The sequence below is a fragment of the Agrobacterium sp. lyk4-40-TYG-31 genome (genome assembly GCF_030209855.1).
Lineage (GTDB): Bacteria > Pseudomonadota > Alphaproteobacteria > Rhizobiales > Rhizobiaceae > Agrobacterium > Agrobacterium vaccinii.
In genome coordinates this window covers 1-24,124 of record NZ_JARVRE010000004.1, presented here as the reverse complement: position 1 = coordinate 24,124, position 24,124 = coordinate 1, and the positions used below count along the sequence as shown (strand labels likewise).

Here is a 24,124-nt window from a genome sequence, read left to right as displayed (position 1 = left end):
GGTTTACTTGGCAAGTCCGAGCTGGACGACAGCATCGGCCAGAACTTCGATACCCTCGATAGTGCGGATCGTCGGGTTCATGGCTTGGGCGTCCATTTCAACCACATGACCCTGTTTAACCGCTGGCATGAGGCTCGTCACCGGGTCTTCTTTTAGGAACTTCTCCTTCACCGCAACGTCATCGGCGGGGAAGCGTCTGCGGTCCATCTTCCCCGCCACGATCAGTGTCGGCTGCGACTTGGCTATGGTTTCCCAGCCAACCGTCGGCCACTCCTCTTCGCTATCGATGACGTTGTTGATGCCCAGCGCCGACATGATGTAACCCGGCGCACCGTTCTTACCGGCGACATAGGGATCGATATCCAGCTCTGCACTGGAGAACCAGAACACGGCTGAGAGCTTGCCATCCGCAGTCGCGATTTTCTTGCGGGCAGCAGCCTCGCGGGCCTTCAGGTCGGCGACCAGCGCTTCACCCTTGTCCTGAACATTGAAAATCTGCGCCAGTTCGGTCACTTCCTGATAGATCAGGTCCATGGTGAAGACGCTATGGCGAACACCGTCTCCGCCACCGGAATTGTCCTTGCCGACGCAATCGGCTGGCGATGTGTAGACGGGGATTTTCAGCTCTTCGAACTGCTCGGGCTTGGCAACGATGCCTTCGGGGCCGACATGCCATTGAAACTGTGCCGTCACCAGATCCGGCTTGACGGCCAGAACGCTTTCGAAGCTCGGATCGTTATCGGCGAGACGCTTGACCTTGGCATTTGCCTCTTCATAGCCGTTTAGCACGGGTCCGATCCACACGGCGGTGCCGACGACCTTGTCGGACAGGCCGAGCAAATACAGGATTTCCGTGGTGCTCTGCCCGAGCGACGCCGTGCGCTGAGGTGCCTGCGTGAAGGTCACATCCCGCCCGCAATTCTTAAGCGTCAGCGGATATTGCGTTTCGGAAGCGAAGGATGGCGTGGCCATCATGGCTGCAACCGTGGCAAAGGCGGCAGCGTAGAACGTGTGTCTGAAATGGAGTGTCATGTCCGATAGTCCCCGATCGTCATTGGCGGCCAGAAGGCGCGACCCTGTGAGTATGATGGATCTTCAGCCCGCGCGTGCACGCATGGGGACAATCTGAAACCGGGACATGGCAGATGGAATAAGGCGCTGGGCGCTTGATGCAATCACGACGTCTCCTGTTCCGGGCATCCCCGCCCGTGACCTTGGAATGAAGTTTAGACGGCAGGTCTCCTGGCTCACGAATTTGCGTCTTCACCCACCTTCCCGCGATGTTGCATCGCAGTGGCTTGACGCCTGGAAAAGCGTCAAAGGGTTGGACAATTCGCTCACAGTTGCGGGGGCAGCCACGGCATCGGACACAACACGTCCTCACCGTATTCCCTATTATTCCTCACGATTGCTCGCTTGGAACCGTCACAACCAGATAGACTCATTCAGCACATGCCGTCAAGCAGAGCTTTTGTAATGTTATTACATATCAATGCAAGTGCTTTGTGTATGACCATAAAAAATGGCCGAGAGCATTGTCTCGGCCATTTCCAAACTGCGGCATCCATTTTCTACGATGTCAAACGCGTTACATCGGCGGAACGACACCATTGGTGCCGACCACGACCCGGCCACTCGACAGAGCGCCATCCGTTGCCTTTTCGGACGGGACGAACACTGTCGCACCGGCTTTGATATCGGAGACGGTCGCAGGCGCGAATGTGACGACCGGCGTGCCGTCCGGTATCGAAATCTTCTTTTCGTTGCCCTTATAGGCAACAGTCAAGGTGCGGCCATCGACCGATTTGACGGCGTCGGCAACGGTCGCGTTGGTCATGGTGCTGCTCGGCTTCAGGTCCCAGGCATAACTGCCTTCGCCAGTGCCTTTCATGGCTGCGGGGAAAATCAGCACTTCGAGTGCGCCGTCTCCGCCACTTGCTGTAGGCAGGGAAGCGATGCCGACGTAATCGCCCGGCTTGATGTCATCGACGGATGCCTTGGCGACGCTTGAAACCTGCCAGCCGTCTTTGAGCATGATCTTGGCATTGGCACCCTCACGGGTTTTGACCGACAAAGTCGTACCATCGAGGCTTTCGACTGTGCCGCGCACGCGCACCGCATCTGCGGCCTGTGCCGCGAGGCAGGTTGCGATGGTCAGCACGGTGCTCGTAATCGCTATCGTACAAGTCTTGGAAAAGGATCGCATCTTGGTTTCCTTCAGGCCCAGTCGTCTCAAACCGCCGGTGGGTATGGGCTAAATCCACCAGTGTCATCTTGAGACAGCCCGAAGAATCACGTGCTCGATTCAGGTGTCAAAAGCAACGAAGCCGCCAAACAAGTTTGGCGGCTTCGTTAGGGCACATCAAGGCAGCGTGTAGGCGATCACGTAGTCACCGGGTTTGGTACCGACCGAGCCGTGACCACCCGCCACCATCACCACATACTGCTTGCCGTCATCCATGGCATAGGTCATCGGCGTTGCCTGACCGCCAGCAGGAAGACGTGCTTCCCACAGTTGCTTGCCGGAGGTGAGATCGTAAGCACGCAGATAGTTGTCGACAGCGGCACCCAAGAACGCCACCCCACCCTTGGTGATCATCGGGCCACCGATACCGGGAACGCCGACCTTGAAGGGCAGTGGCAACGGCGTCATGTCATAGACGGTGCCGTTCTTGTGCTTGTAGGCGACATCGCCGGTGCGCAGATCGGCGCCTGCGACGTAACCCCATGGTGGCGCCTGGCAGGGAACGCCGAGCGGTCCGAGGAACGGTCCCATCAACACGCCATAGGGCGCGCCATCGTTACGGTTGAGACCCTGCTCGCTGCCCTTTTCATCCTGCCCCTTCGGCGGAACCTGCGCGCGGGGCACGAGCTGCGATGTGAAAGCCAGATAGGTCGGCATGCCGAACATGACCTGACGCTCTGGATCGACAGCGACGCTACCCCAGTTGAAGGTCCCGAAATTACCAGGATAGATCAACGAACCGTTCACCGATGGTGGTGTGTAGCGGCCTTCGTAGTTCAACTGATGAAACTTGATGCGGCAGGCCAGCTGATCGAACATGGAGACGCCCCACATGTTCTTTTCCTGAAGCATATCAGGCTTGAAGGACAGGGCGGATGTCGGCTGTGTCGGCGCACTGAAATCCTCGGGGATGGCACCGTCAGGTGCCTTTTCTTCGGTCACAGCAAGGATCGGCTCACCACTGCGGCGATCCAGAACATAAATATCGCCCTGCTTGGTTGGACCGACCAGCGCCGGAACCGTCTGCCCATCCTTCTTGGTGATATCCAGAAGAACCGGCTGCGCGGGAACATCCATGTCCCAAAGGTCGTGGTGGACGGTCTGGCGGACCCATTTGTCCTGCCCGGTGTTCACATCCAAAGCCACGATGGAAGAGGAATATTTCTCTACACTCTCGCTCCGACCCATGCCGAGTTGATCCGGAACTTGATTTCCCAGGGGGATGTAGACGAGCCCAAGCGCTTCATCGACGCTGAATACTGACCAGCTGTTGGGAGAGTTGGTCGTATAGGTCTGACCCGGCTGAAGCGGTTGGGTCTGCGACGGGTTTCCAGAATCCCAGTTCCAGACCAAGGCACCGGTATTCACGTCAAACGCCCTGATGACACCGGATTGCTCCTGCGTCGAATAGTTGTCGTTGACGGCACCGCCGATGATGATCTTGTTGCCCGCAATGGCAGGTGGGGATGTGGAATAGTAGTAACCGGCAGGATTATATTTCATGCCAGCTTCAAGATGCAGCGTACCCTGGTCGGCAAACGAGGTGCAGACCTGTCCGGTCCCAGCATCGAGCGCGATCAGGCGTGCATCCGATGTCGGAAGGTAAACACGGGCGGCACAGGCAGCGCCAGCCTGTGCGGTTGGATCGGCATAGTATGTCACGCCACGGCATGTCTGGTGCTGGCGATCAGGGTTCATGCCAGCATTAGGATCGTACTTCCACTTTTCCTTGCCGGTCGCCGCATCAATGGCAATTGCCCAATTGTGCGGGGTGCAAAGATAAAGCGAATTGCCGACCTTGAGCGGCGTCACCTGGTAGGTGGTTTCACCGACATCTTCAGGCTTCTTTACGTCGCCGGTCTGGTAACGCCAGGCTTCCTTCAGCCCGCCAACATTGGTGGCATTGATCTGCGCCAAAGGCGAATAACGCTGGCCATATGACGTGCGTCCATACTGGTGCCATTCATTATCCGGCACGTCATTGCCATAGGATGGCGACGCCGTGACGATCTCCTCGGGAAGATTGCCTTCGAGATCATTCGGGTTCTGCGTCATCGCAAATGCCGCAGCACCCACGGAAACGAGAACGGCCGTCAGAAGTGGAACGGCGTTGGCGCCATAGGAAATGCCGGTCGGGCTGGTAAAGCCGAGCGGCTTCCTGATCCAAGGCATCAACAGCCACATGCCGACGACGATGATGAAGCCACCGCGTGGTCCAAGCTGCCACCAGTCGAAACCGACTTCCCATAGTGCCCACAAAAGCGTGGCTACGACGAAAGCGGCATAAAAATGTAATGCCGCCTTATTTCTCTGAAACAACAGAACAGCGGTTACCACAAATGCGATACCTGCCAATGCGTAATAAAAGCTTCCGCCCAGCATAACGAGCTGCGAACCAAAGCCGAAAATTGCAAGTCCAATAAGCGTCAGGACGACTGCAGTTGATGTCACTGCCATAAAAAGCCCCCGGTGGTCTCCCAGCCGGTGAAACGGGATCAGGTCACAAAAGTTCCTGAAAAAATCACGCTTTCGCCATTTTTCGGAAATCGTTGAAAGCGTCGGTCATTTCATCGTGCGTTTTGCGTGAGGCGATCAGTGCAGCCAGCAAGATGCGCGCCTGTCCCGCCCGCAGGCTGCGAGAATGAATGGCACCGGCTGCGCCCAGATCGTGCCCGCCGCCGCCACCGCCATAACCAGCGAGCAATTGCCCCACCGGCACACGGCTGGAAACGATTACAGGGACGTCTGCATTCTTGCACCTTTTTACCGCCTCAACGATGCGCGTATTGGCGTTGCCCGAACCGAGTGCGGCCAGCACGATGCCCTTTGCGCCTGCGCTCAGACTGGCATCGATATGGGTCGCGTCGCAACCGGGATAGATCGCCACGATGTCAACCCGCGTATCAGCCACATCCGCGGTGAATTGCGGGCTTTGCGGACAGTCGCAGTGGCCGGAGAGATCGAAGGCATCCGGCTCATCGGACGAGCGCTTGTAAAGGCTCCATGCGGGCAACAGACGGCCAGCGAAACAGAGCAGAACGCCCTTGTCGCGGTTGGATTGATCACTGGCAGCCGCAATGGCATCGGCAAGATTGGCCGGGCCGTCGGTGCGCGGATGATCTGCGGTGAATTGCGCACCGGTGAAGATCACAGGTTTGGACAGGTTATGCTGGAGATGCACCAGAAGTGCGCTCTCCTCCATGGCATCGGTGCCATGGAGAATGACGATGCCCGCAACGTCAGGATCGGCCAGTTCCCGGCCCACGGCATCACTGATTTGCTGCATGTCGGCGATGGTGAGGCTGGACGAATCCTTGGCCATGAGTTCAACGGGCTTGATCGCCACCGTCTCGTCGCACACGCCGGAAATCAGTGTTTCGCCGCTGAGCGATGGTTTTGCGGCACCGCTCTCGTCGCGTTTGCTGGCGATTGTACCGCCGGTGGCGATGACGGCCACCAGCATTTTGGATGTCACACTCTTCACGTCTGTCCCCGCGCAACCGCGCTTTTCGCCGCATCGGCTTTGGCCAGTTCGTGGATACGGTGGCGCAACATGTACCAGCCCGCAACCAGCGCCGGGGCAATGATGATGAGCGAACCGACCGTCCACGTCCCGGCAGGATAATCCAGTGCCATCAGCACCAGCACAGCGAAGAGGAAGACAAGCGTCAATATGCCTGTATAAGGCGCGCCGAACATTCTGAAATCAGGACGGTTCATTTCCCCCCGCCGCGACAGATGCCACAGCTTGAGCTGACATAACACGATGACACCCCACGCGCAAATGATGCCCAGCGCCGAAAGGTTCAGTGCGATCTCGAAGGCCGCAGCCGGAACGACGGCGTTGAGAATGACGCCGATTACGGTAACGACTGCCGTAACGGCGATGCCACCATAGGGCACGCCCGCCTTGTTCATCTTGGCCAATGCCGCCGGTGCCGACCCCGAAACCGCCATGGAATGCAGGATGCGGCCAGTCGAATACAGGCCCGCATTCAGCGATGACAGAACCGCTGTCAACACGACGAGGTTCATGATGATATCGGCACCTTCGATACCGATCGAGCCGAAGAAGGTCACGAAAGGGCTCTCGCCGCCCTTATAAGCCGTGTAGGGCAACAGCAGCGACAGCAGCAGCACAGAGCCGACATAAAACACCAGAAGGCGGAACACCACGGTGCGGATGGCGCCCGGAATGACCTTGCGCGGATCTTCTGTTTCCCCTGCCGTCGTGCCGATCAACTCGATCGAGGCGTAGGCAAACAGCACCCCCTGAATGATGATAAACGCAGGCAATATGCCGTTGGGGAAAAAGCCGCCATTGTCGGTAATCAGGCTGAAGCCCGTGACATGGCCTTCGATCGGCGTTCCGAAAATGACGAAGTAGATGCCGACGACGAGGAATGTTGCGAGCGCAATGACCTTGATCAGGCTGAACCAGAACTCAAGTTCCCCGAACACCTTTACCGACAGCATGTTCATGCCTAGTACGATGACGAGCGCGCCGAGTGCAAAGACCCATTGGTCGACGCCCTGCAACCAGGGCACATATTGTTTGAAGAAATTCATGTAGATGGCGACAGCCGTCACATCGGCCACCGAAGTCATGGCCCAGTTCAGCCAGTACATCCAGCCAACGGCGAAGGCCATTTTCTCCCCGTAGAATTCGCGGGCGTAGGACACGAAGGAGCCGGAAGACGGGCGATGCATGATCAGTTCGCCGAGCGCCCGCAGCACCAGAAATGCGAAAAAGCCGCAGATGGCATAGACAAAGATCAAGGCCGGGCCGGCAACGGCCATGCGCCCACCGGCACCCAAAAACAGGCCGGTTCCGATGGCACCGCCAATCGCGATCATCTGGATTTGACGCGGTTTCAGCGCCTTGTGGTAACCCAGATCTTCCTGAATTTCGACCCGACCTTTTTGGTCGGTATGATTGGAATTGTTCACTGACATCGCCCCTCCCTAGAGCTTCTCGCCGCCACAGAATCTGCTCCGTAAATGGGAACGATCTAGCCTCCCCGGAACCGGCGGCATGAGTATCACAGCGCTTGGAAAACAAGCGACTTCTGTAATGCTGTAAGACAGATTAAATTTCAATACTGGCGTTCCCGCATCCCGTCAACCCACAATTACGGCCGTTGACGGAGCGCCAACACAGGCGTAAGCCTTTCTAAATCTGTCAAGCAGCATTACAGATATCTGGAGGAAATTGCGATGCGTAAGGAATACGATCTGCTGGGTGCGAAGGACATTCCATCTGAAGCCTATTGGGGTGTGCATACGGCGCGCGCGGCAGAGAATTTTCAAATCACCGGAACGACCATCGGTCGCTACAGCTACATCATTCGCGGGCTGGCCTTCGTGAAAGAAGCCGCAGCACGCGCCAACAGTGAGCTCGGCCTACTGGATACGGACAGGTTGAATGCCATCGTGCAGGCTTGCCGGGAAATTCGCGACGGCGCCTTGCATGAGCAATTCATCGTCGATGTCATTCAGGGTGGTGCAGGCACCTCCACCAACATGAACGCAAACGAGGTCATCGCGAACCGTGCTCTTGAAATTCTGGGGCACGCGAAGGGCGACTATGCGCATCTGCACCCGAATGATCATGTCAATCTCAGCCAGTCGACCAATGACGCCTACCCGACAGCAATCAATGTTGCTCTGATCGAGGCCATCGATGAGCTTGCGGCGTCCATGCTGGTCCTTCAGGATGCCTTCGAGCGCAAGGCGAAGGAATTCGATGGCATTCTCAAGGTCGGTCGCACGCAACTTCAGGACGCTGTACCGATGACGCTCGGTCAGGAGTTCCGCACCTTCGCAATCATGCTGGGGGAAGACCGCCTACTGCTGATCGAATCCGCCGCATTGCTGCACGAGATCAATCTGGGCGCCACCGCGATCGGCACACGGCTCAATGCCCCTGCCGGATATGCCGAGGTTGCCTGCAAACATCTAGTGGAACTGACCGGTCGCCCGCTGGTCACTGCTGCCGATCTCATCGAGGCGACGCAGGACCCCGGTGCCTTCGTGCATCTGTCCGGCGTGCTGAAACGGGTTGCCGTCAAACTGTCCAAGACTTGCAACGATCTTCGGCTACTGTCATCGGGCCCTCGCGCAGGCATCGGCGAAATCAACCTGCCGCCGGTTCAGGCCGGGTCCAGCATCATGCCGGGCAAGGTCAATCCGGTCATCCCAGAAGTGGTCAACCAGGTGGCTTTCGCCGTGATCGGCAATGACATTACCATCACCATGGCAGCCGAAGGCGGGCAGCTTCAGTTGAACGCCTTCGAACCCATCATCGTCAAATCCCTCTCCGAAAGCATTTCGCAGCTGAGCGCAGCCTGCCGCACGCTGGCGGACCGGTGCGTCGATGGCATCACTGCCAATATCGACATCATGGCGCAAAGACTTGAGCAGTCCCTCGGCATCGCCACCGCCCTCAACCCGCTGATCGGCTATTACGCCGCAACGCAGGTGGCGCAGGAAGCGCTGGCCTCCGGGCGAACCGTTCCAGAGGTCGTCATGGAGAAAGGCTATGTCACCGCCGAACAACTGATGGAAGCACTGAGACCGGAACGACTGGCAAACCTGCCCGTGCTGGCCGTGACGCCCTCGGAGACTGTCGAGAAGGCGCTTTAACGCGGCTGTTCTTCACCGATGATCGACGTCACCACCTGCTTGACCTGTCCGAGATGCGCTTCCATCGCACTTCGGGCAGTCTCGCCTGAACCGACGGCAATGGCCTCGGCAATCAGCCGATGCTCGACGTTGGAAGCGATGCGGCGATGCGCCATGATGTTGAGCAGTTCCGACTGCTGGCTGAGCGAATCGCGGGCATCCGCAACGACCTTGGCAAACAGCGAGTTGCCGGAGGCCTCTGCGATGGCGCTGTGAAACTCCGAGTCCAGCTTGACCCATTTGTGCGGGTCTTCCTGAACGTCCATCGCGTCGCACAACTTGAGAATACGGGTCATCTGCTCAGCGCTGCGCCGCACGGCCGCCCAACCGGCAGCGGGCACTTCGATGAAGGGCCGGGCCTCGATGAGATCGCGGGCAGAATAACCACGATACGTCAGCTCGCGGCTTGGCTGGTCGGTAACCACGAAGGTTCCGCTGCCGGTGCGGGTCTGGGTCATGCCCAGCGTTTGCAACGACCGCAGTGCCTCGCGAACGATCGGGCGGCTGACGCCATACTTCTCGGCAAGATGCGTTTCTGCTGGCAAACGTGTGCCCACGACCAATCGCCCTGAGACAATGGCCTGTCGCAAATCTTCAAAGACCGATTCCGCCGCACTTTTTCGACTAATCGGATTTGTTTTGGATAAAAAGTCCGCCCCAGCACTCATGTCATGACATTTTCTAAAGCCGGGTTGGTTGTCAAGGCACGGTGAGAGGAGACCAATGTTAAAATGCAAAAGAAGTATTTCGATATGCCTATTTTATAGGCCGGATGAAAAAGATTGCATTTCGTTATGCGCTGCGTCATCTATGCGCTCATGACGATCCGTGATCTGACCATTCTTGTCATTGATGAAAACGCTATTCGCGCCTCCATTATCGAGGAAGGATTGCGAGAGGCGGGGCATGACCGCGTGACTGTCATCCACGAAGTCCATGGCGTAGCACGCATCATCGACACGCTCTGTCCCGACGTCATCGTCATCGACATCGAAAATCCCAACCGGGACATGATGGAACATTTGTTTCAACTGACCCGCACCGTGGGACGACCCATCGCCATGTTCGTGGATCGCTCCGACACAGCCTCCATCGAAGCCGCAGTCGAAGCGGGTGTGTCCGCCTATATTGTCGATGGGCTCAAGAAAGAGCGCGTCAAACCCATCCTCGATATGGCCGTCAGCCGTTTCAACGCCTTCAGCCGCCTGAAACGGGAGCTCGCCGATGCCAAATCTGCACTGGAGGACCGCAAGATCGTCGAGCGCGCCAAGGGCATTTTGATGAAGATGCGCGGCCTGTCCGAAGAGGAAGCTTTTGCACTTTTGCGCCAGACGGCGATGAACGAAAAGAAAAAACTGTCCGAGATCGCGCAAAGCGTGGTCACGGCTGCCGGTTTGCTGATGTGAGCGGCGAGAAGGACAGGAAAGGAAGCATAGGACATGACGACCATCGTCAGCGAGACACCGGAAAGCGGCAGCGCAGACAGCGCGCCAGCTCTGATTGGCAATGACCGCCAACGCATTTTGCGCGCAGGCTTCATTCCGCTTGTCGACGCATCCGTGCTGATCGCCGCTGCGGAATTCGGCTTTGCTGAACGGGAAGGCTTGCAACTCGACCTCGTAAAAGACGTGTCCTGGGCCAATGTACGAGACCGTCTGGCGTTTCGGCAATTCGATATCGCCCACATGCTCTCGCCCATGCCGGTCGCTTCGATGCTGGATCTGGGCTCCAACCCCTCCCCCACCATCACGCCGTTTTCGCTCGGGCGGGGCGGCAATGCGATTACGCTGTCGACACGGCTTTTTGCGCGTATGCGCGAGGTGGCAGGAATTTCAGAAACAGCAAGCGCGTTGGATAATGCCAAGGCACTGAAAACGCTTCTCGATGACATGCGCACACGCGGCGAAACCGCGCCGACCTTCGGTGTGACCTACCCGTTCTCATCGCACAATTACGAATTCCGCTATTGGCTGGCGGCTGGTGGCATCAACCCTGACAAGGACGTGAAACTCGTCGTCGTGCCGCCGCCACTCACCTCCGATGCGCTGGCCGCTGGCGCAATCGACGGCTTTTGCGTCGGCGCACCCTGGAATATGATGGCGATCGAACGCGGCATCGGCCGCATCGTTGCCGCCAAACAGGACATCTGGCCATCGGCACCAGAGAAGGTCGTCGGCATGCGACCGGAATGGGCGGATGCGCAACCCGAAGCCGTTTCGCGTCTTCTGGTGGCACTGGATGCGGCTGCGCGCTGGTGTGACGATAGGGAAAACCACGGCGCTTTGGCCGAGACATTGGCGGATGCGAAATACATCGCCGCTCCCGAGGAGATCATTCGCCAAGTGCTGGCTGGACGCTTCAGTGTCGATGCCCAGGGCAACCAGCGCGTCATTGAGCGCTATTTCACCTTCCATGACAATTTCGCCAATTACCCACGCAAGAGCCAGGCGTTATGGATCTACAGCCAGATGATCCGCTGGGGACAGGCCAACTTCACGCAGGAAGCTGCTCATGCTGCGGCATCGGCCTATCGCAGCGATCTTTACCGCGACGCTCTGGGTACCAACAACGCACCGCCTGAGTCCGATATGCGCATCGAAGGCGATACGGATGGCGACCGCTTTATGGATGGCCATGTCTTCGACCCGGGCATGATTGAGGCCTATGTGAAAGGCTTCGCAGTCAGTGCAGGCAATCTCGGATCGGCCAGCCCCGAAGACGCCTGATTGTAACGCGATGCACAAATGCTGCGCATCGAAAAAGCTTCTCAGACATCAGCTGCGCAAAATATGAGCCGTCAATTTCACGATTAAATTTTGAACAACGCTCTGAAAATTTAGAAATAACGCTTTCATATCAGTTTCTTATTTCCTCATCTAACGAACTGGCACAGCGTTTGCTTTGTATAAAACACTCGGTCAACGGCGATCGAGGATAAAAGCGCTTCACTGCTGCTTACCAACGACACTGACGTCGCAAGGTTTTTGCTGACCGGGACCTCCCTCCCGGCAAACGCAATCTCCGAGCGGCGTTTTTTTATTTTTACTTTTCGCAAACAAGCGCCGGATCGGCGGATCAAAAATGGGGAACATGCGAATGAAACCGACATTCACCGGCAATCTGAGCCGCCGCAGCATGCTGAAGACCACCGCTACCGCCGCCCTGATCACCGCCATGAAATCCGCCTTCCCATCCGGTGCATTTGCGGCAACTGCCGCGCCTGAAGTGACCGGTACGAAACTCGGCTACATCGCGTTGACCGATGCAGCGCCGCTGGTCGTTGCCGCCGAAAAAGGCCTTTTCGCAAAGTATGGCATGCCGGATGTGGAAGTTGCCAAGCAGGCCTCCTGGGGTGCGACCCGCGACAATCTCGTTCTGGGCGGCGCATCCAACGGCATCGATGGCGCGCATATTCTCACCCCCATGCCCTACCTCATGCATACCGGTAAGGTGACGCAGAACAATGTGCCCGTGCCGATGGCGATCCTCGCCCGCCTCAACCTCGACAGCCAGGGCATTTCGGTTGCCAAGGAATATGCCGACACCGGCGTGCAGATCGATGCATCCAAGCTGAAGGCAGCCTTCGAGAAGAAGAAGGCCGAAGGCAAGGAAATCAAGGCGGCCATGACGTTTCCCGGCGGCACGCATGATTTGTGGATCCGCTACTGGCTCGCGGCTGGCGGCATCAACCCGGACAAGGATGTCTCCACCATCGTCGTTCCGCCACCGCAGATGGTTGCCAACATGAAGGTTGGCAACATGGATGTGTTCTGTGTGGGCGAGCCGTGGAACGAGCAGCTGGTCAACCAGGGCATCGGCTTTACAGCCTGCACGACCGGTGAGCTTTGGAAGGGACACCCCGAAAAGGCGCTCGGCATGCGCGCCGACTGGGTGGAAAAAAACCCGAATGCCGCAAAGGCCATCCTCATGGCCGTGATGGAAGCCCAGCAATGGTGCGACAGCATGGACAACAAGGATGAGATGTCGGCCATTCTGGGCAAGCGCCAATGGTTCAACGTTCCGCCAAAGGACGTGCTGGGTCGCCTGAAGGGTGACATCAACTATGGCAATGGCCGCGTGGCCCACGGCACCGATCTGCAGATGAAGTTCTGGAAGGACGGTGCATCCTATCCGTTCCAGAGCCATGACAGCTGGTTCATCGCTGAGAATGTCCGCTGGGGCAAGTTTGCGCCCGATACCGACATCAAGGCGCTGGTCTCCCAGGTCAACCGCGAAGACCTGTGGCGCGAAGCCGCCAAGGAACTGGGTGTGGCCGCAAGCGATATCCCGACCTCCAAATCCCGCGGCAAGGAAACCTTCTTCGATGGCAAGACCTTCGACCCGGAAAACCCATCCGCCTATCTCGACAGCCTCTCGATCAAGGCCGCCTCTTAAAACGCGACAGGATAAGATCATGACCGCAACTGCCCGCAAGACAGACAGCATGGCAACGGCCAGCGCCATCCCGAAGAGCGGCACCGTCATTGCCATGGAACGCCGCCAGGCAAAGGGCTTCAACCCCGGAAAGATTGCGGGCGCGATTGCCCGCAACGTTCTTCCCCCACTTGTCGTGCTGGTTCTGCTGCTCGGCATCTGGCAGGCGCTCTGTTCCACCCCCGGCGCAACGTTGCCTCCACCAAGCCAGGTGTTTCAGGAAAGCTATGACCTGATCGTCTATCCCTTCTTCGTCTATGGTTCGCAGGATATCGGGCTGGGCTGGCGGGTGCTGATTTCGCTGGAGCGTGTGGCCTATGGCTTCGGGCTTGCCGCTGTTGCAGGCGTCATCCTCGGTGCCATCGTCGGTCAGTCCATCTGGGCGATGCGCGGTCTCGACCCGATCTTTCAGGTGCTGCGCACGGTGCCGCCCTTAGCATGGCTGCCGCTGTCGCTGGCCGCCTTTCAGGACAGCAATCCCTCCGCCATTTTCGTGATCTTCATCACATCCATCTGGCCCGTCATCATCAACACCGCCGTTGGCGTGCGCAACATTCCGCAGGATTACCGCAACGTGGCGCAGGTGCTGCGGCTGAACCAGCTGGAGTTCTTCTACAAGATCATGCTGCCATCCGCCGCCCCTTACATCTTCACGGGGTTACGCATCGGTGTCGGCCTGTCGTGGCTTGCCATCGTCGCCGCCGAAATGCTGACCGGTGGCGTCGGCATCGGCTTCTTCATCTGGGATGCGTGGAATTCCTCGCGCCTGCCCGACATCATCGTCGCCCTCGCTTACATCGGCGTCGTCGGCTTCGTGCTGGACAAGCTGGTGGCGGCGCTGGGCAACATCGTCACCCGTGGCGCAGCGGCGAATTGAGGAGGAGATCCATATGAACGCCTATCTCAAGCTCGATAACATCGACAAGTATTTCGACAAGGGCGGCAGCCGCGCCGAGGTGCTGAAGGGCATCAACCTCACCATTGGCAAGGGCGAATTCGTCTCGGTCATCGGCCATTCCGGCTGCGGCAAGTCCACCATGCTGAACCTCATCGCAGGGCTGACCAAGGTTTCCTCCGGAGTCGTCCTACTGGAAAACCGCGAGGTAAACGAACCCGGCCCGGAACGCGCCGTGGTGTTTCAGAACCACAGCCTGCTGCCGTGGCTGAGCGTTTACGAGAACGTAAATCTCGGCGTCGAAAAGGTCTTCCGCTATTCAAAGACCAAGGCAGAGCGGCACGAATGGGTCATGCGCAATCTCGACCTCGTGCAGATGGCCCATGCCAAGGACAAGAAGCCATCGGAAATTTCCGGCGGTATGAAGCAGCGCGTGGGCATTGCCCGTGCGCTGGCGATGGAGCCGAAAATTCTGCTGCTGGACGAGCCCTTCGGCGCGCTGGATGCACTGACCCGCGCCCATTTGCAGGATGCTGTCATGGAAATCCATGCCCGTCTTGGCAACACCATGGTCATGATTACCCATGATGTGGATGAGGCCGTTCTGCTGTCTGATCGCATCGTCATGATGACCAACGGTCCTGCCGCCCATATCGGCGAAATTCTCGATGTGCCGCTGCCAAGGCCGCGCCACCGCATCGAGCTTGCATCCGACCGAACCTACCTCAAATGCCGCGAAGCCGTGTTGAAGTTCCTCTATGAACGTCATCGCTTCGTCGAAGCTGCGGAGTAATCCCATGACAGAAAAACTTGTCATCATCGGAAACGGCATGGCCCCCGGCCGCATGCTGGAAGAACTCTTCGAGAAAACACCGGGCCAATACCAGGTCACGATTTTCAACGCCGAGCCTCGCGTCAATTACGACCGCATCATGCTCTCGCCGGTGCTGTCGGGTGAGAAGTCCTATGAGGACATCATCATCCATGGTGATGGCTGGTATATCCAGCACGGCATTACGCTCTATAAGGGTCACCGCATTGTCAATATCGACCGCGCGGCGAAGACGGTAACGTCAGATCATGGGGTCACCGAAAGCTATGACAAGCTGGTCATCGCCACCGGCTCCGTTCCCTTCATCATTCCCGTTCCCGGCAAGGATCTGCCCGGCGTCATCACCTATCGCGATTTGGATGACGTGGATGCCATGCTGCTGGCGGCGCAATCCCGCGCCAAGGCCGTCGTTATCGGCGGCGGGTTGCTGGGGCTGGAGGCCGCAGCCGGTCTTTCCATGCGCGGCATGGACGTGACCGTGCTGCATGTGATGCCAACGCTGATGGAGCGCCAGCTCGATCCGGCAGCGGGTTACCTCCTGCAAAAAGCGATGGAAGATCGCGGCATCAAGGTCATTACCAAGGCCAATACCAAGCAGATCGTCGGCACCGACAAGGTCGAGGGCATTGAGCTCGACAATGGCACCATCATCCCCGCCACGCTGGTAGTGATGGCGGTTGGTATCAGGCCTAATATCGGCCTTGCGAAGGACGCAGGCCTTGCCGTCAATCGCGGCATCGTCGTGGATGCGGGTATGCGCACATCGGACGGCGATATTCTCTCCGTCGGTGAATGCGCCGAAGTTGATGGTATGGTCTATGGCCTCGTCGCCCCGCTCTATGAAATGGCACGGGTTGCCGCCTCGCATCTGGCGGGTGACACGACACCTGCCTTCGTGCATGCGGACACACCGACGAAGCTCAAGGTTACCGGCATCAACCTCTTCTCCATCGGTGACTTCGCCGATGGCGATGACCGCGAGGAAATCGTGCTGCGCGATGCCACCGCAGGCGTCTACAAGCGCGTGATCCTCAAAGACAACCGCATTATCGGCACGGTCCTCTACGGTGAAACCTCTGACGGAGCCTGGTTCAACGACCTGAAGAAAAAGGGCGTCGACATCTCGACCATGCGCGACACTCTCATTTTCGGCCAGTCCTATCAGGGAGGGTCCCCACTGGACCCTATGGCGGCCGTTGCAGCCTTGCCGGATGATGCGGAAATCTGTGGCTGTAACGGCGTTTGCAAGGGCAAGATCACCTCGACCATCACCGGCAAGGGGCTGACCTCGCTGGACGATGTGCGCGCCCACACCAAGGCCTCGGCATCCTGCGGCTCCTGCACGGGCCTTGTGGAACAGTTGATGACACTGACGCTGGGCGACAGCTACAACCCGGCAGCCGTGCAGCCCATGTGCAACTGCACGGAGCTTGGACACGACGACGTGCGCCGTCTGATCAAGGCCAAGGGTCTGAAAACCATCCCTGCCGTCATGCAGGAACTGGAATGGAAAACCTCCTGTGGCTGCGCCAAATGCCGCCCGGCGCTGAACTACTATCTCGTGTCCGACTGGCCGGATGAATATGCAGACGATTACCAGTCGCGCTATATCAATGAGCGTGTCCACGCCAACATCCAGAAAGACGGCACCTATTCCGTCGTGCCGCGCATGTGGGGTGGCGTGACCAATGCCAACGAATTGCGCGCCATCGCTGACGTTGTCGACAAGTTCGAGATACCCATGGTGAAGGTGACAGGCGGCCAGCGTATCGATCTCTTAGGCATCGAAAAGGAAGACCTGCCCGCCGTCTGGGCCGATCTCGGCAAAGCCGGTTTCATCTCCGGTCAGGCCTATGCCAAGGGCCTTCGCACCGTCAAAACCTGCGTCGGATCGGACTGGTGCCGCTTCGGCACGCAGGATTCGACAGGCTTTGGCATTCGCGTCGAAAAATTCATGTGGGGTTCCTGGACGCCCGCCAAGCTGAAGCTTGCCGTCTCGGGCTGCCCGCGCAACTGCGCAGAAGCAACGTGCAAGGATATCGGCGTGATCTGCGTGGACAGCGGCTATGAAATCCACTTCGCCGGTGCCGCCGGTCTCGACATCAAGGGGACGGAAGTTCTGGGCCTCGTCAAAACCGAGGACGAGGCGCTGGAGCATATAGTGGCGCTGACGCAGATGTACCGCGAACAGGGCCGTTACCTGGAGCGCATCTACAAATGGGCCAAGCGCATCGGTTACGACGAAGTTCGCCGCCAGATCATGGGTGATGCCGAAAAGCGCAAGGCTTACTTCGACCGCTTCGTCTTCAGCCAGAAATTCGCGCAGGTCGATCCCTGGTCGGAGCGCGTATCGGGCGAACACAAGCACGAGTTCAAACCCATGGCGACCATCGGCTTCAACCAAGCCGCAGAGTGACCGACCGCCGCAAGGCGTGACGGACGCTAAGGGCAGTCGGGTGGGCGGAAAGAGGAGTTTCCGCCCACCCGGGATATCATCGACAAGGACAGGATGAACGCAATGAACTGGGTCGATATAGGCGACATCTCCGACATTCCCCTGCGCGGCGCACGCTGCGTGAAAACGCCCTCCGGCAAGATTGCGGTGTTCCGCACGGCGGACAACGATGTCTATGCCATCGAAGACCATTGTCCGCACAAGGGCGGTCCGCTCAGCCAAGGCATTGTCCACGGCGCATCGGTCACATGTCCGCTGCACAACTGGGTCATCTCGCTGGAAACCGGCAAGGCGCTGGGTGCCGACGAAGGCGCGGTGCGCACCATCCCCGTTCGCAACGTAGACGGCAAACTGTCGATATCAATCGAAAGCCTCATGATCGCGGCGGAGTGAGCATGGCACAAGAGGTCAAGACCACCTGCCCCTATTGCGGCGTCGGCTGCGGCGTGATTGCCAGGATCGAAGACGATGGTGCTGTCTCCGTCAAAGGCGATCGCGATCACCCCGCCAATCTGGGACGGCTCTGTTCCAAGGGCTCGGCGCTGGCCGAAACCATCGATCTCGACGGACGCCTGCTCTATCCACAGGTGGATGGCGAGCGGGCAACATGGGAGAGCGCACTTGATCTCGTAGCCTCGAAATTTTCGGACGCCATTGCCGAACACGGACCAGACTCCGTCGCCTTCTACGTCTCCGGCCAATTGCTGACGGAAGATTATTATGTCGCCAACAAGCTGATGAAGGGCTTCATCGGTTCGGCCAATATCGATACCAATTCACGCCTGTGCATGTCCTCCTCCGTTGCAGGCCATCGCCGCGCTTTCGGTTCGGATACGGTGCCGGGTCTCTACGAGGATATATTCGAGGCCGATCTCGTCATTCTCACCGGCTCCAATCTGGCATGGTGCCACCCGGTCATCTACCAGCGTCTCGCCGCTGCCAAGGCCGAGCGCCCGGATATGCGCATCGTCGTCATCGACCCGCGCCGCACCATGAGCTGCGATATCGCCGACATGCATCTGGCCATCCGCCCGGATGGCGATGTGGCGCTGTTTACCGGCCTTCTGGCACATCTCGCCAACGGTCCCGCTATTGACCGTGCCTATGTCGAGAGCTTCACAAACGGATTCGATGCCGCCGTTCAATCCGCTGCGGAATACGGCCTCCCCGAAATTGCAGATGCCACGGGGCTGACCATTGCCGAACTCATCCAGTTCTACGAACTCTTTGAGCGCACGGAAAAGACCGTCACCTGCTACAGCCAGGGCGTCAACCAGTCGGAAAGCGGCACGGACAAGGTCAACGCCATCATCAACTGCCATCTTGCAACCGGCCGCATCGGCAGGCCGGGCATGGGACCGTTTTCACTGACCGGCCAGCCCAACGCCATGGGAGGCCGCGAAGTCGGCGGTCTCGCCAATATGCTGGCGGCCCACATGGCCATCGAAAATGCCGGTGATCGTGACCGCGTCAAGCGTTTCTGGAATTCACCCGTCATTGCCGACAAACCGGGCCTTAAAGCCGTGGACCTGTTTCAGGCTGTGGCCGATGGGAGCATCAAGGCGCTGTGGATCATGGCCACGAACCCCGTGGTCTCCATGGCCGATGCCAGCGCCGTCGAAGCCGCATTGAAAACCTGCCCTTTCGTCGTCGTGTCAGACATGTTCGCGACCACCGACACGGCACAATACTCCCATGTCCTCCTTCCCTCGCTCGGCTGGGGCGAAAAAGACGGAACGGTCACGAACTCGGAACGTCGCATTTCCCGCCAGCGCGGCTACCTTCCCGCACCGGCAGAGGCAACCGCAGACTGGTGGCAATTGGCGCAGGTCGGTCAGCGCATGGGGTTTGCCGAAGCATTTGATTACACCTGCCCAGTCAATATCTTCAAGGAACATGCCAATCTCTCCGCCTTCGAAAATAACGGGTCGCGTGATTTCGATATCGGCGCATATTCCGCACTGACAAAGCCAGCCTATGACGGCCTGTCACCGTTCAACTGGCCGCAGCCATTATCTGGGACCACGCAAACCACACGTTTCTTTGCAGACGGAAAATTCTATCATGCCGATGGCAAGGCCCGCTTCGTCAGCACCGCCCTGCCACAAACATCCCGCATCGACGCTGATTTCCCGTTGACCCTCAACACGGGCCGCATCCGCGACCAGTGGCACACCATGACGCGCACGGGAAAAAGCGCCCGCCTTTCGTCCCACATCGCCGAGCCCTTCGTGGAACTGCATCCGCGCGATGCCATGGAAGCTGGCATCAACAGTGCCGATCTCGTGGAAATCGAAAGCCCGCTCGGCAGGATCATCGTGCGGGCGCTGGTAACGGACCGGCAGGCGCGCGGCAATCTCTTCGTGCCCATGCATTGGAATGACCAGTTTGCCGCCAATGCCCGCGTCGACAGGCTGGTGCCATCCGTAACCGACCCTTTTTCCGGCCAACCGGCATCGAAAAACGTGGCCGTCACCGCGCGCCGCTTTCAGGCGAAAGCCTATGCCTTTGCCGTCACGCAAGCCAAACCGCAAGGTCTCGATTGCGCCTATTGGGCGCTGGCAAAGGCCGATGGCGGCTATCGTCTGGAGATGGCTTTCGAAGACATACCCGACGACTGGAGCGACTGGGCTCGCACCATTTTCGGTATCGATGTCACCATAGAACCCATCGGCTATGCCGATAACAGCACCAGTCAGAGACGGCTCGCATTCTTCGATGGCGACACATTGCTGGCCGCACTTTACGTCGCCGATACCCCTGTTGCAGTCGCCCGCAACTGGGCGATCTCCCAACTTTCCGCACGCCACGAGGATTTGCGAACCCGCTTTTCCCTTGTCGCAGGCCGTCCCGGCGCGGGCAGAGCCGACCCCGGCGCCACCGTCTGCTCCTGCTTCAATGTCGGCGTCAACCAGATTACATCAGCCATCCGCGATGGGCGCAACACCGTCGAAGACATCGGCAAAACCTTGAGCGCTGGCACAAACTGCGGCTCCTGCCGCGCAGAAATCCGCGGTATCATCGAAGGCTGCATGAAGACCGCAGCGGAATAATCCCTATGTCCGCATGAAACGAATGGAATGAAAGGGTTGCGATTATTCTGAATATGGAATGAGGTGCGGCACGACCGAATCTCAAAGAAGATATCCGTGAATACTGATCCATTCCATATTCTGAAAACCATCTACGGCTACGATACTTTCCGTGGCCAGCAGGCAGACATCGTCCAGCATGTCATCGCGGGCAACAACGCCTTCGTGCTGATGCCGACAGGCGGCGGCAAGTCGCTCTGCTACCAGATTCCAGCCCTTTCGCGCGACGGCATGGGCCTTGTCGTCTCGCCACTGATCGCGCTGATGGTCGATCAGGTGGCCGCTTTGCGCCAAGCGGGTGTGAGAGCGGAAGCGCTGAATTCCAACCTCCAGCCGGATGAGCGCCGCGCCCTGTGGGCCGATATCCGTGCGGGTAAAGTCAGCATTCTGTACGCAGCGCCTGAAACCTTGCTGAAGCCTGACGTGCTCGACGCGCTTCAAGACGTGTCGCTATCGCTCATTGCCATCGACGAGGCGCACTGCCTGTCCCAATGGGGCCATGACTTCAGGCCACCCTACCGCCAGCTGGATATGCTGACCGAGCGCTTCCCCGACACACCGCGCATGGCCCTGACAGCGACGGCAGATGAGCCGACCCGCGCCGAAATTCTGGAACATATGCGCATCGACGGCAAGGACGCCTTCATCGCAGGCTTTGACCGTCCCAATATTCGCTACGCCATCATGGAGAAGGACAATCCGCGATCCCAAGTCAAACGTTTCCTGCGGGATCATCAGGATGAGAGCGGCATCATCTACTGCCTATCCAAGCGAAAAACGGAAGAAACCGCCGAATGGCTGCGCTCAGAAGGCTTTGACGCGCTCTCCTACCATGCCGGCATGGCACGCGAAGACCGTGAGGCAAACCAGACCCGCTTTCAGCATGGCGAGGCCATCATCATGGTCGCCACCATCGCGTTTGGCATGGGCATCGACAAGCCGGACGTTCGCTTCGTGGTGCATATCGATCTGCCTAGCAGCATCGAAGCCTATTATCAGGAAACGGGCCGTGCAGGCCGCGATGGTCTGCCGTCCGACGTGATGATGCTCTATGGCTCTGACGACATAGCGTTGCGCAATCGCTTCATCGAAGAATCCGATGCACCGGACCAGCGCAAGCATATGGAGCGGCAAAAGCTGGATGCTCTGCTGGGCTTGGCCGAAACGGCGGGATGCCGCAGACAGGCACTGCTCTCCTATTTCGGAGATACGTGCCAGCCCTGCGGCAACTGCGACACCTGCGCCGAACCACCGGAACTGTTCGACGGCGCCATAGCCGCCCAGAAAATCCTGTCCTGCATCTACAGAACCGGAGAGCGCTTCGGCCAAGCCTATATTATCAGTGTGTTGTTGGGCGCTGACGACGAGCGCATCACCCGCTTCGGTCATGACCAGATAACCACCTACGGAATTGGCAAAGAGCACGACAACCGCACGTGGCGCGCCATTCTGCGCCAGTTGATCGCAGCTAGGCTGATCGAAGTCGATCTCGCGGGACATGGCGGCCTTTCGATATCAGAAACAGGCCGCCAGTTTCTGCGCGAAAAGCCTATGCTGATGTTGCGAAAACCTCAGGCGCCGCGCAAAACCAGCCGCGATCGCAACGCGAGCGGACGACCGGCGGTCAGTCTTCCCGACGAGGATGCAGCTTTGTTCCAGGCCCTGCGCGAGCGCCGAATGGAAATCGCTCGCACCCAGAACCTTCCGCCCTATGTCATTTTCCATGACAAAACCCTGATCGAACTTGCTGGCGCGCGCCCGACATCACGTTCAGAGATGGCAAAGGTACCAGGCGTTGGCGAAGCAAAGCTGGATCGCTACGGCCCCGCCTTTCTGGAGGTGATAGCAAACTTCGAATCTGAATAGAGATCAAACCCGACAACAGCCTAGAGTCGATCTAGGTTTCAGCCCTAAGCTTACGCGTCGACCTTCTCGCTAACATCGTCCAAGAGAAAATGCGCGACGACATATTTCGTTTGAAACGGCACGCCGCTATCGGAAATATCGTCTTCGGTTCCGCCATCGACGGGGTGCCATTTTTGGTAGTGAGGGTTGTTCGTGATGAGAGTAATGGCTTTGCCTGCTAGCTTACCCTGAACCCTGTAGCGCGCCTCAGCCAGTGGCCAAATGCGCTCGTAATCCGTCTGGGTCATCCGCACTTTAAGCGCCATCCGCCTTGTTGGCTCACCAAGTGGGTGGCCTGCGGGATCGTTTGTCGGAACGTTGAGCGTTAGTTCCTCAGCACCATCCAGAATGGAATTGAATTCGTCTGGCCACATCCGTCTCATGAAACGCTCCTCCCAAGCTTCTCTTCGTCAGCAAAGGAAATATAGCGCGTCCCGTTCAGCAAGCAATCCCGATCTTTCCAGATGCGTTGCGCTCGCCTGTCAGGATCATGCCGTTGCCTTATGCGCCACACTCACACGAAAGATAACCTTGTCCGCACCCGCAATATCGTGGGCAATGTTGAGAGCGCGGTAGAAATCAATCTCAGTCTCGACATAACCCGTGATCAACACGCACCGGCCTTCCGACTGCACCGTAATTTCTCGGCCCGAAAAATTCGGAAGGTAGCAAAGCTCCGCCTCAATCGCCGCACAACGTGCAGATGCGCTGCCTCCAAGGCCAAAGCTGAAAGAATTGCTATCGTAGACGCTGTTCAAGAACATGGTGTGCACCCTAGGAAACATGAATGTATGATGAACAAGTATTCACGCACACATCCCGTTCCAACACCCCCCAAGGAAATTCGCCTTATATGAAAGAAAGCCACCAAGCGTGGTGTTTTACGAGGCCAACTCGTCTTTTAGGCGACAAAAGAGCGCTAAGTTGTGGTGGCGATGAGACTAGAGAAGGCAGTTTCTGACATTTTCCGCCACCGACCAACCGATCAAACAGCGCTTCTGCCTTCATATTTATATGTGATGATGTTCCGGGAAACTTTTCTCAACATCGACAACGAAGATGCGAATGTGTAAAATGATTGCGACGTCCGCTGTCCGATCACGGACCGTCTTAGGACTAACGCGTTCCTCCAATCAATCTGACTAAATCTTGCCGTCCGACACCCAGCGGTCGCTAGGACGTCGGTCAACTAATTGATGTGCAAGGCAGCTATCGCGGCGCTGACGACGGTCGTACGCACTCCTGCACGCCGAATACCGCCAGAAACACTCAAACTTTGGTTAGCTGATCCAAAAGGGGATCAAAACGTTTGCCGATAGTTGATCGGTCATCTGACGACTTATCGTCGTCTAGCCTCAATGCGTGCCTTTGAGGGCTACGTCGCCAGTTTGCGGGAATGGCCCATAACACCTTCGCCAGCCGTGTTAGGGCGGGTTCGTTTTTGGAAATCAAATAGAAACTTGAGTTTTTGGCCCACTTTCAGGTAGGATTCGCTGAGGGGCGGCTGATTTTGAGGTATTTTGCTTTTGGTTGCGGGGGCAGGATTTGAACCTGCGGCCTTCAGGTTATGAGCCTGACGAGC

Annotated in this window: 19 protein-coding genes and 1 riboswitch; of the genes, 10 read left to right on the top strand and 9 right to left on the bottom strand. The window is 58.0% G+C overall.

Annotated elements, in window-relative coordinates:
* Positions 1 to 3: 3 nt before the first annotated feature.
* From QRN55_RS05420 to QRN55_RS05400, 5 genes are all read right to left on the bottom strand, one after another.
* Complete coding sequence (locus QRN55_RS05420) at positions 4 to 1,032, bottom strand: ABC transporter substrate-binding protein (RefSeq protein ID WP_502871295.1); 1,029 nt, start codon at positions 1,030 to 1,032, stop codon at positions 4 to 6.
* Between the two features lie 183 nt (positions 1,033 to 1,215).
* Positions 1,216 to 1,442, bottom strand: a riboswitch (cobalamin riboswitch).
* A 146-nt stretch (positions 1,443 to 1,588) separates the two neighbouring features.
* Positions 1,589 to 2,206, bottom strand: coding sequence for a hypothetical protein (locus tag QRN55_RS05415; protein ID WP_284775495.1), 618 nt, complete (start codon positions 2,204 to 2,206; stop codon positions 1,589 to 1,591).
* Between the two features lie 156 nt (positions 2,207 to 2,362).
* Positions 2,363 to 4,702, bottom strand: coding sequence for a glucose/quinate/shikimate family membrane-bound PQQ-dependent dehydrogenase (locus QRN55_RS05410; RefSeq protein ID WP_284775493.1), 2,340 nt, complete (start codon positions 4,700 to 4,702; stop codon positions 2,363 to 2,365).
* 64 nt (positions 4,703 to 4,766) lie between these two features.
* The gene (locus QRN55_RS05405) at positions 4,767 to 5,708 is read right to left on the bottom strand and encodes an asparaginase (RefSeq protein ID WP_284776601.1); all 942 of its coding nucleotides are present in this window, start codon (positions 5,706 to 5,708) and stop codon (positions 4,767 to 4,769) included.
* A gap of 17 nt (positions 5,709 to 5,725) precedes the next feature.
* On the bottom strand, positions 5,726 to 7,201 hold the full coding sequence (locus tag QRN55_RS05400) for an amino acid permease (protein WP_284775491.1): 1,476 nt from the start codon (positions 7,199 to 7,201) through the stop codon (positions 5,726 to 5,728).
* A 261-nt stretch (positions 7,202 to 7,462) separates the two neighbouring features.
* Between QRN55_RS05400 and QRN55_RS05395 the strand changes: the two genes are divergently transcribed.
* Positions 7,463 to 8,890 carry an aspartate ammonia-lyase gene (locus tag QRN55_RS05395; protein WP_284775489.1) on the top strand — a complete coding sequence of 476 codons (1,428 nt, stop codon included), beginning with the start codon at positions 7,463 to 7,465 and terminating at the stop codon, positions 8,888 to 8,890.
* Here the strand turns inward: QRN55_RS05395 and QRN55_RS05390 are convergent.
* A complete protein-coding gene (locus QRN55_RS05390) occupies positions 8,887 to 9,597 on the bottom strand; it encodes a FadR/GntR family transcriptional regulator (protein ID WP_284775487.1) in 711 nt (236 codons plus the stop codon). The two genes, QRN55_RS05395 and QRN55_RS05390, sit on opposite strands and share 4 nt — an antisense overlap.
* A gap of 150 nt (positions 9,598 to 9,747) precedes the next feature.
* Here QRN55_RS05390 and QRN55_RS05385 point away from each other — a divergent pair, with 150 nt between their 5' ends.
* From QRN55_RS05385 to recQ, 9 genes are all read left to right on the top strand, one after another.
* Positions 9,748 to 10,335 (top strand): ANTAR domain-containing response regulator, encoded by a 588-nt coding sequence (locus QRN55_RS05385; RefSeq protein WP_111838378.1) that lies wholly within the window; start codon positions 9,748 to 9,750, stop codon positions 10,333 to 10,335.
* 33 nt (positions 10,336 to 10,368) lie between these two features.
* Complete coding sequence (locus tag QRN55_RS05380) at positions 10,369 to 11,655, top strand: CmpA/NrtA family ABC transporter substrate-binding protein (RefSeq protein WP_284775486.1); 1,287 nt, start codon at positions 10,369 to 10,371, stop codon at positions 11,653 to 11,655.
* A gap of 370 nt (positions 11,656 to 12,025) precedes the next feature.
* Complete coding sequence (locus tag QRN55_RS05375; RefSeq protein ID WP_284775484.1) at positions 12,026 to 13,324, top strand: CmpA/NrtA family ABC transporter substrate-binding protein; 1,299 nt, start codon at positions 12,026 to 12,028, stop codon at positions 13,322 to 13,324.
* 19 nt (positions 13,325 to 13,343) lie between these two features.
* Positions 13,344 to 14,240 (top strand): nitrate ABC transporter permease, encoded by an 897-nt coding sequence (ntrB, locus tag QRN55_RS05370; RefSeq protein ID WP_284775483.1) that lies wholly within the window; start codon positions 13,344 to 13,346, stop codon positions 14,238 to 14,240.
* Between the two features lie 13 nt (positions 14,241 to 14,253).
* Entirely contained in the window at positions 14,254 to 15,051 is a 798-nt protein-coding gene (locus tag QRN55_RS05365; RefSeq protein WP_045228227.1) for an ABC transporter ATP-binding protein, read from the top strand.
* Between the two features lie 4 nt (positions 15,052 to 15,055).
* Positions 15,056 to 17,506 carry a nitrite reductase large subunit NirB gene (gene nirB, locus QRN55_RS05360; RefSeq protein ID WP_284775480.1) on the top strand — a complete coding sequence of 817 codons (2,451 nt, stop codon included), beginning with the start codon at positions 15,056 to 15,058 and terminating at the stop codon, positions 17,504 to 17,506.
* A gap of 102 nt (positions 17,507 to 17,608) precedes the next feature.
* A complete protein-coding gene (nirD, locus tag QRN55_RS05355; protein ID WP_045228280.1) occupies positions 17,609 to 17,938 on the top strand; it encodes a nitrite reductase small subunit NirD in 330 nt (109 codons plus the stop codon).
* Between the two features lie 2 nt (positions 17,939 to 17,940).
* A complete protein-coding gene (locus QRN55_RS05350) occupies positions 17,941 to 20,598 on the top strand; it encodes a nitrate reductase (protein WP_284775478.1) in 2,658 nt (885 codons plus the stop codon).
* 96 nt (positions 20,599 to 20,694) lie between these two features.
* The gene (gene recQ / locus QRN55_RS05345; RefSeq protein WP_284775476.1) at positions 20,695 to 22,503 is read left to right on the top strand and encodes a DNA helicase RecQ; all 1,809 of its coding nucleotides are present in this window, start codon (positions 20,695 to 20,697) and stop codon (positions 22,501 to 22,503) included.
* Between the two features lie 50 nt (positions 22,504 to 22,553).
* Here recQ and QRN55_RS05340 read toward each other — a convergent pair whose 3' ends face one another.
* The 3 genes from QRN55_RS05340 to QRN55_RS05330 all read right to left on the bottom strand — a co-directional run.
* On the bottom strand, positions 22,554 to 22,916 hold the full coding sequence (locus QRN55_RS05340; protein WP_284776600.1) for a hypothetical protein: 363 nt from the start codon (positions 22,914 to 22,916) through the stop codon (positions 22,554 to 22,556).
* Positions 22,917 to 23,030: 114 nt separating this feature from the next.
* Positions 23,031 to 23,306: a BON domain-containing protein gene (locus QRN55_RS05335; protein WP_284775475.1), complete on the bottom strand. Its 276-nt coding sequence runs from the start codon at positions 23,304 to 23,306 to the stop codon at positions 23,031 to 23,033.
* A 611-nt stretch (positions 23,307 to 23,917) separates the two neighbouring features.
* The coding region (locus QRN55_RS05330; protein ID WP_284775473.1) for a hypothetical protein at positions 23,918 to 24,124 on the bottom strand (207 nt) is incomplete at its 5' end.

Coding starts and splice junctions, on each gene's coding strand:
- ntrB (WP_284775483.1), top strand. CDS start 13,344: ATGACCGCAACTGCCCGCAAGACAGACAGCATGGCAACGGCCAGCGCC.
- QRN55_RS05385 (WP_111838378.1), top strand. CDS start 9,748: ATGACGATCCGTGATCTGACCATTCTTGTCATTGATGAAAACGCTATT.
- QRN55_RS05405 (WP_284776601.1), bottom strand. CDS start 5,708: ATGCTGGTGGCCGTCATCGCCACCGGCGGTACAATCGCCAGCAAACGC.
- QRN55_RS05340 (WP_284776600.1), bottom strand. CDS start 22,916: ATGTGGCCAGACGAATTCAATTCCATTCTGGATGGTGCTGAGGAACTA.
- nirB (WP_284775480.1), top strand. CDS start 15,056: ATGACAGAAAAACTTGTCATCATCGGAAACGGCATGGCCCCCGGCCGC.
- QRN55_RS05400 (WP_284775491.1), bottom strand. CDS start 7,201: ATGTCAGTGAACAATTCCAATCATACCGACCAAAAAGGTCGGGTCGAA.
- QRN55_RS05395 (WP_284775489.1), top strand. CDS start 7,463: ATGCGTAAGGAATACGATCTGCTGGGTGCGAAGGACATTCCATCTGAA.
- QRN55_RS05380 (WP_284775486.1), top strand. CDS start 10,369: ATGACGACCATCGTCAGCGAGACACCGGAAAGCGGCAGCGCAGACAGC.
- QRN55_RS05415 (WP_284775495.1), bottom strand. CDS start 2,206: ATGCGATCCTTTTCCAAGACTTGTACGATAGCGATTACGAGCACCGTG.
- nirD (WP_045228280.1), top strand. CDS start 17,609: ATGAACTGGGTCGATATAGGCGACATCTCCGACATTCCCCTGCGCGGC.
- QRN55_RS05375 (WP_284775484.1), top strand. CDS start 12,026: ATGAAACCGACATTCACCGGCAATCTGAGCCGCCGCAGCATGCTGAAG.
- QRN55_RS05420 (WP_502871295.1), bottom strand. CDS start 1,032: ATGACACTCCATTTCAGACACACGTTCTACGCTGCCGCCTTTGCCACG.
- QRN55_RS05350 (WP_284775478.1), top strand. CDS start 17,941: ATGGCACAAGAGGTCAAGACCACCTGCCCCTATTGCGGCGTCGGCTGC.
- QRN55_RS05390 (WP_284775487.1), bottom strand. CDS start 9,597: ATGAGTGCTGGGGCGGACTTTTTATCCAAAACAAATCCGATTAGTCGA.
- QRN55_RS05335 (WP_284775475.1), bottom strand. CDS start 23,306: ATGTTCTTGAACAGCGTCTACGATAGCAATTCTTTCAGCTTTGGCCTT.
- QRN55_RS05410 (WP_284775493.1), bottom strand. CDS start 4,702: ATGGCAGTGACATCAACTGCAGTCGTCCTGACGCTTATTGGACTTGCA.
- QRN55_RS05365 (WP_045228227.1), top strand. CDS start 14,254: ATGAACGCCTATCTCAAGCTCGATAACATCGACAAGTATTTCGACAAG.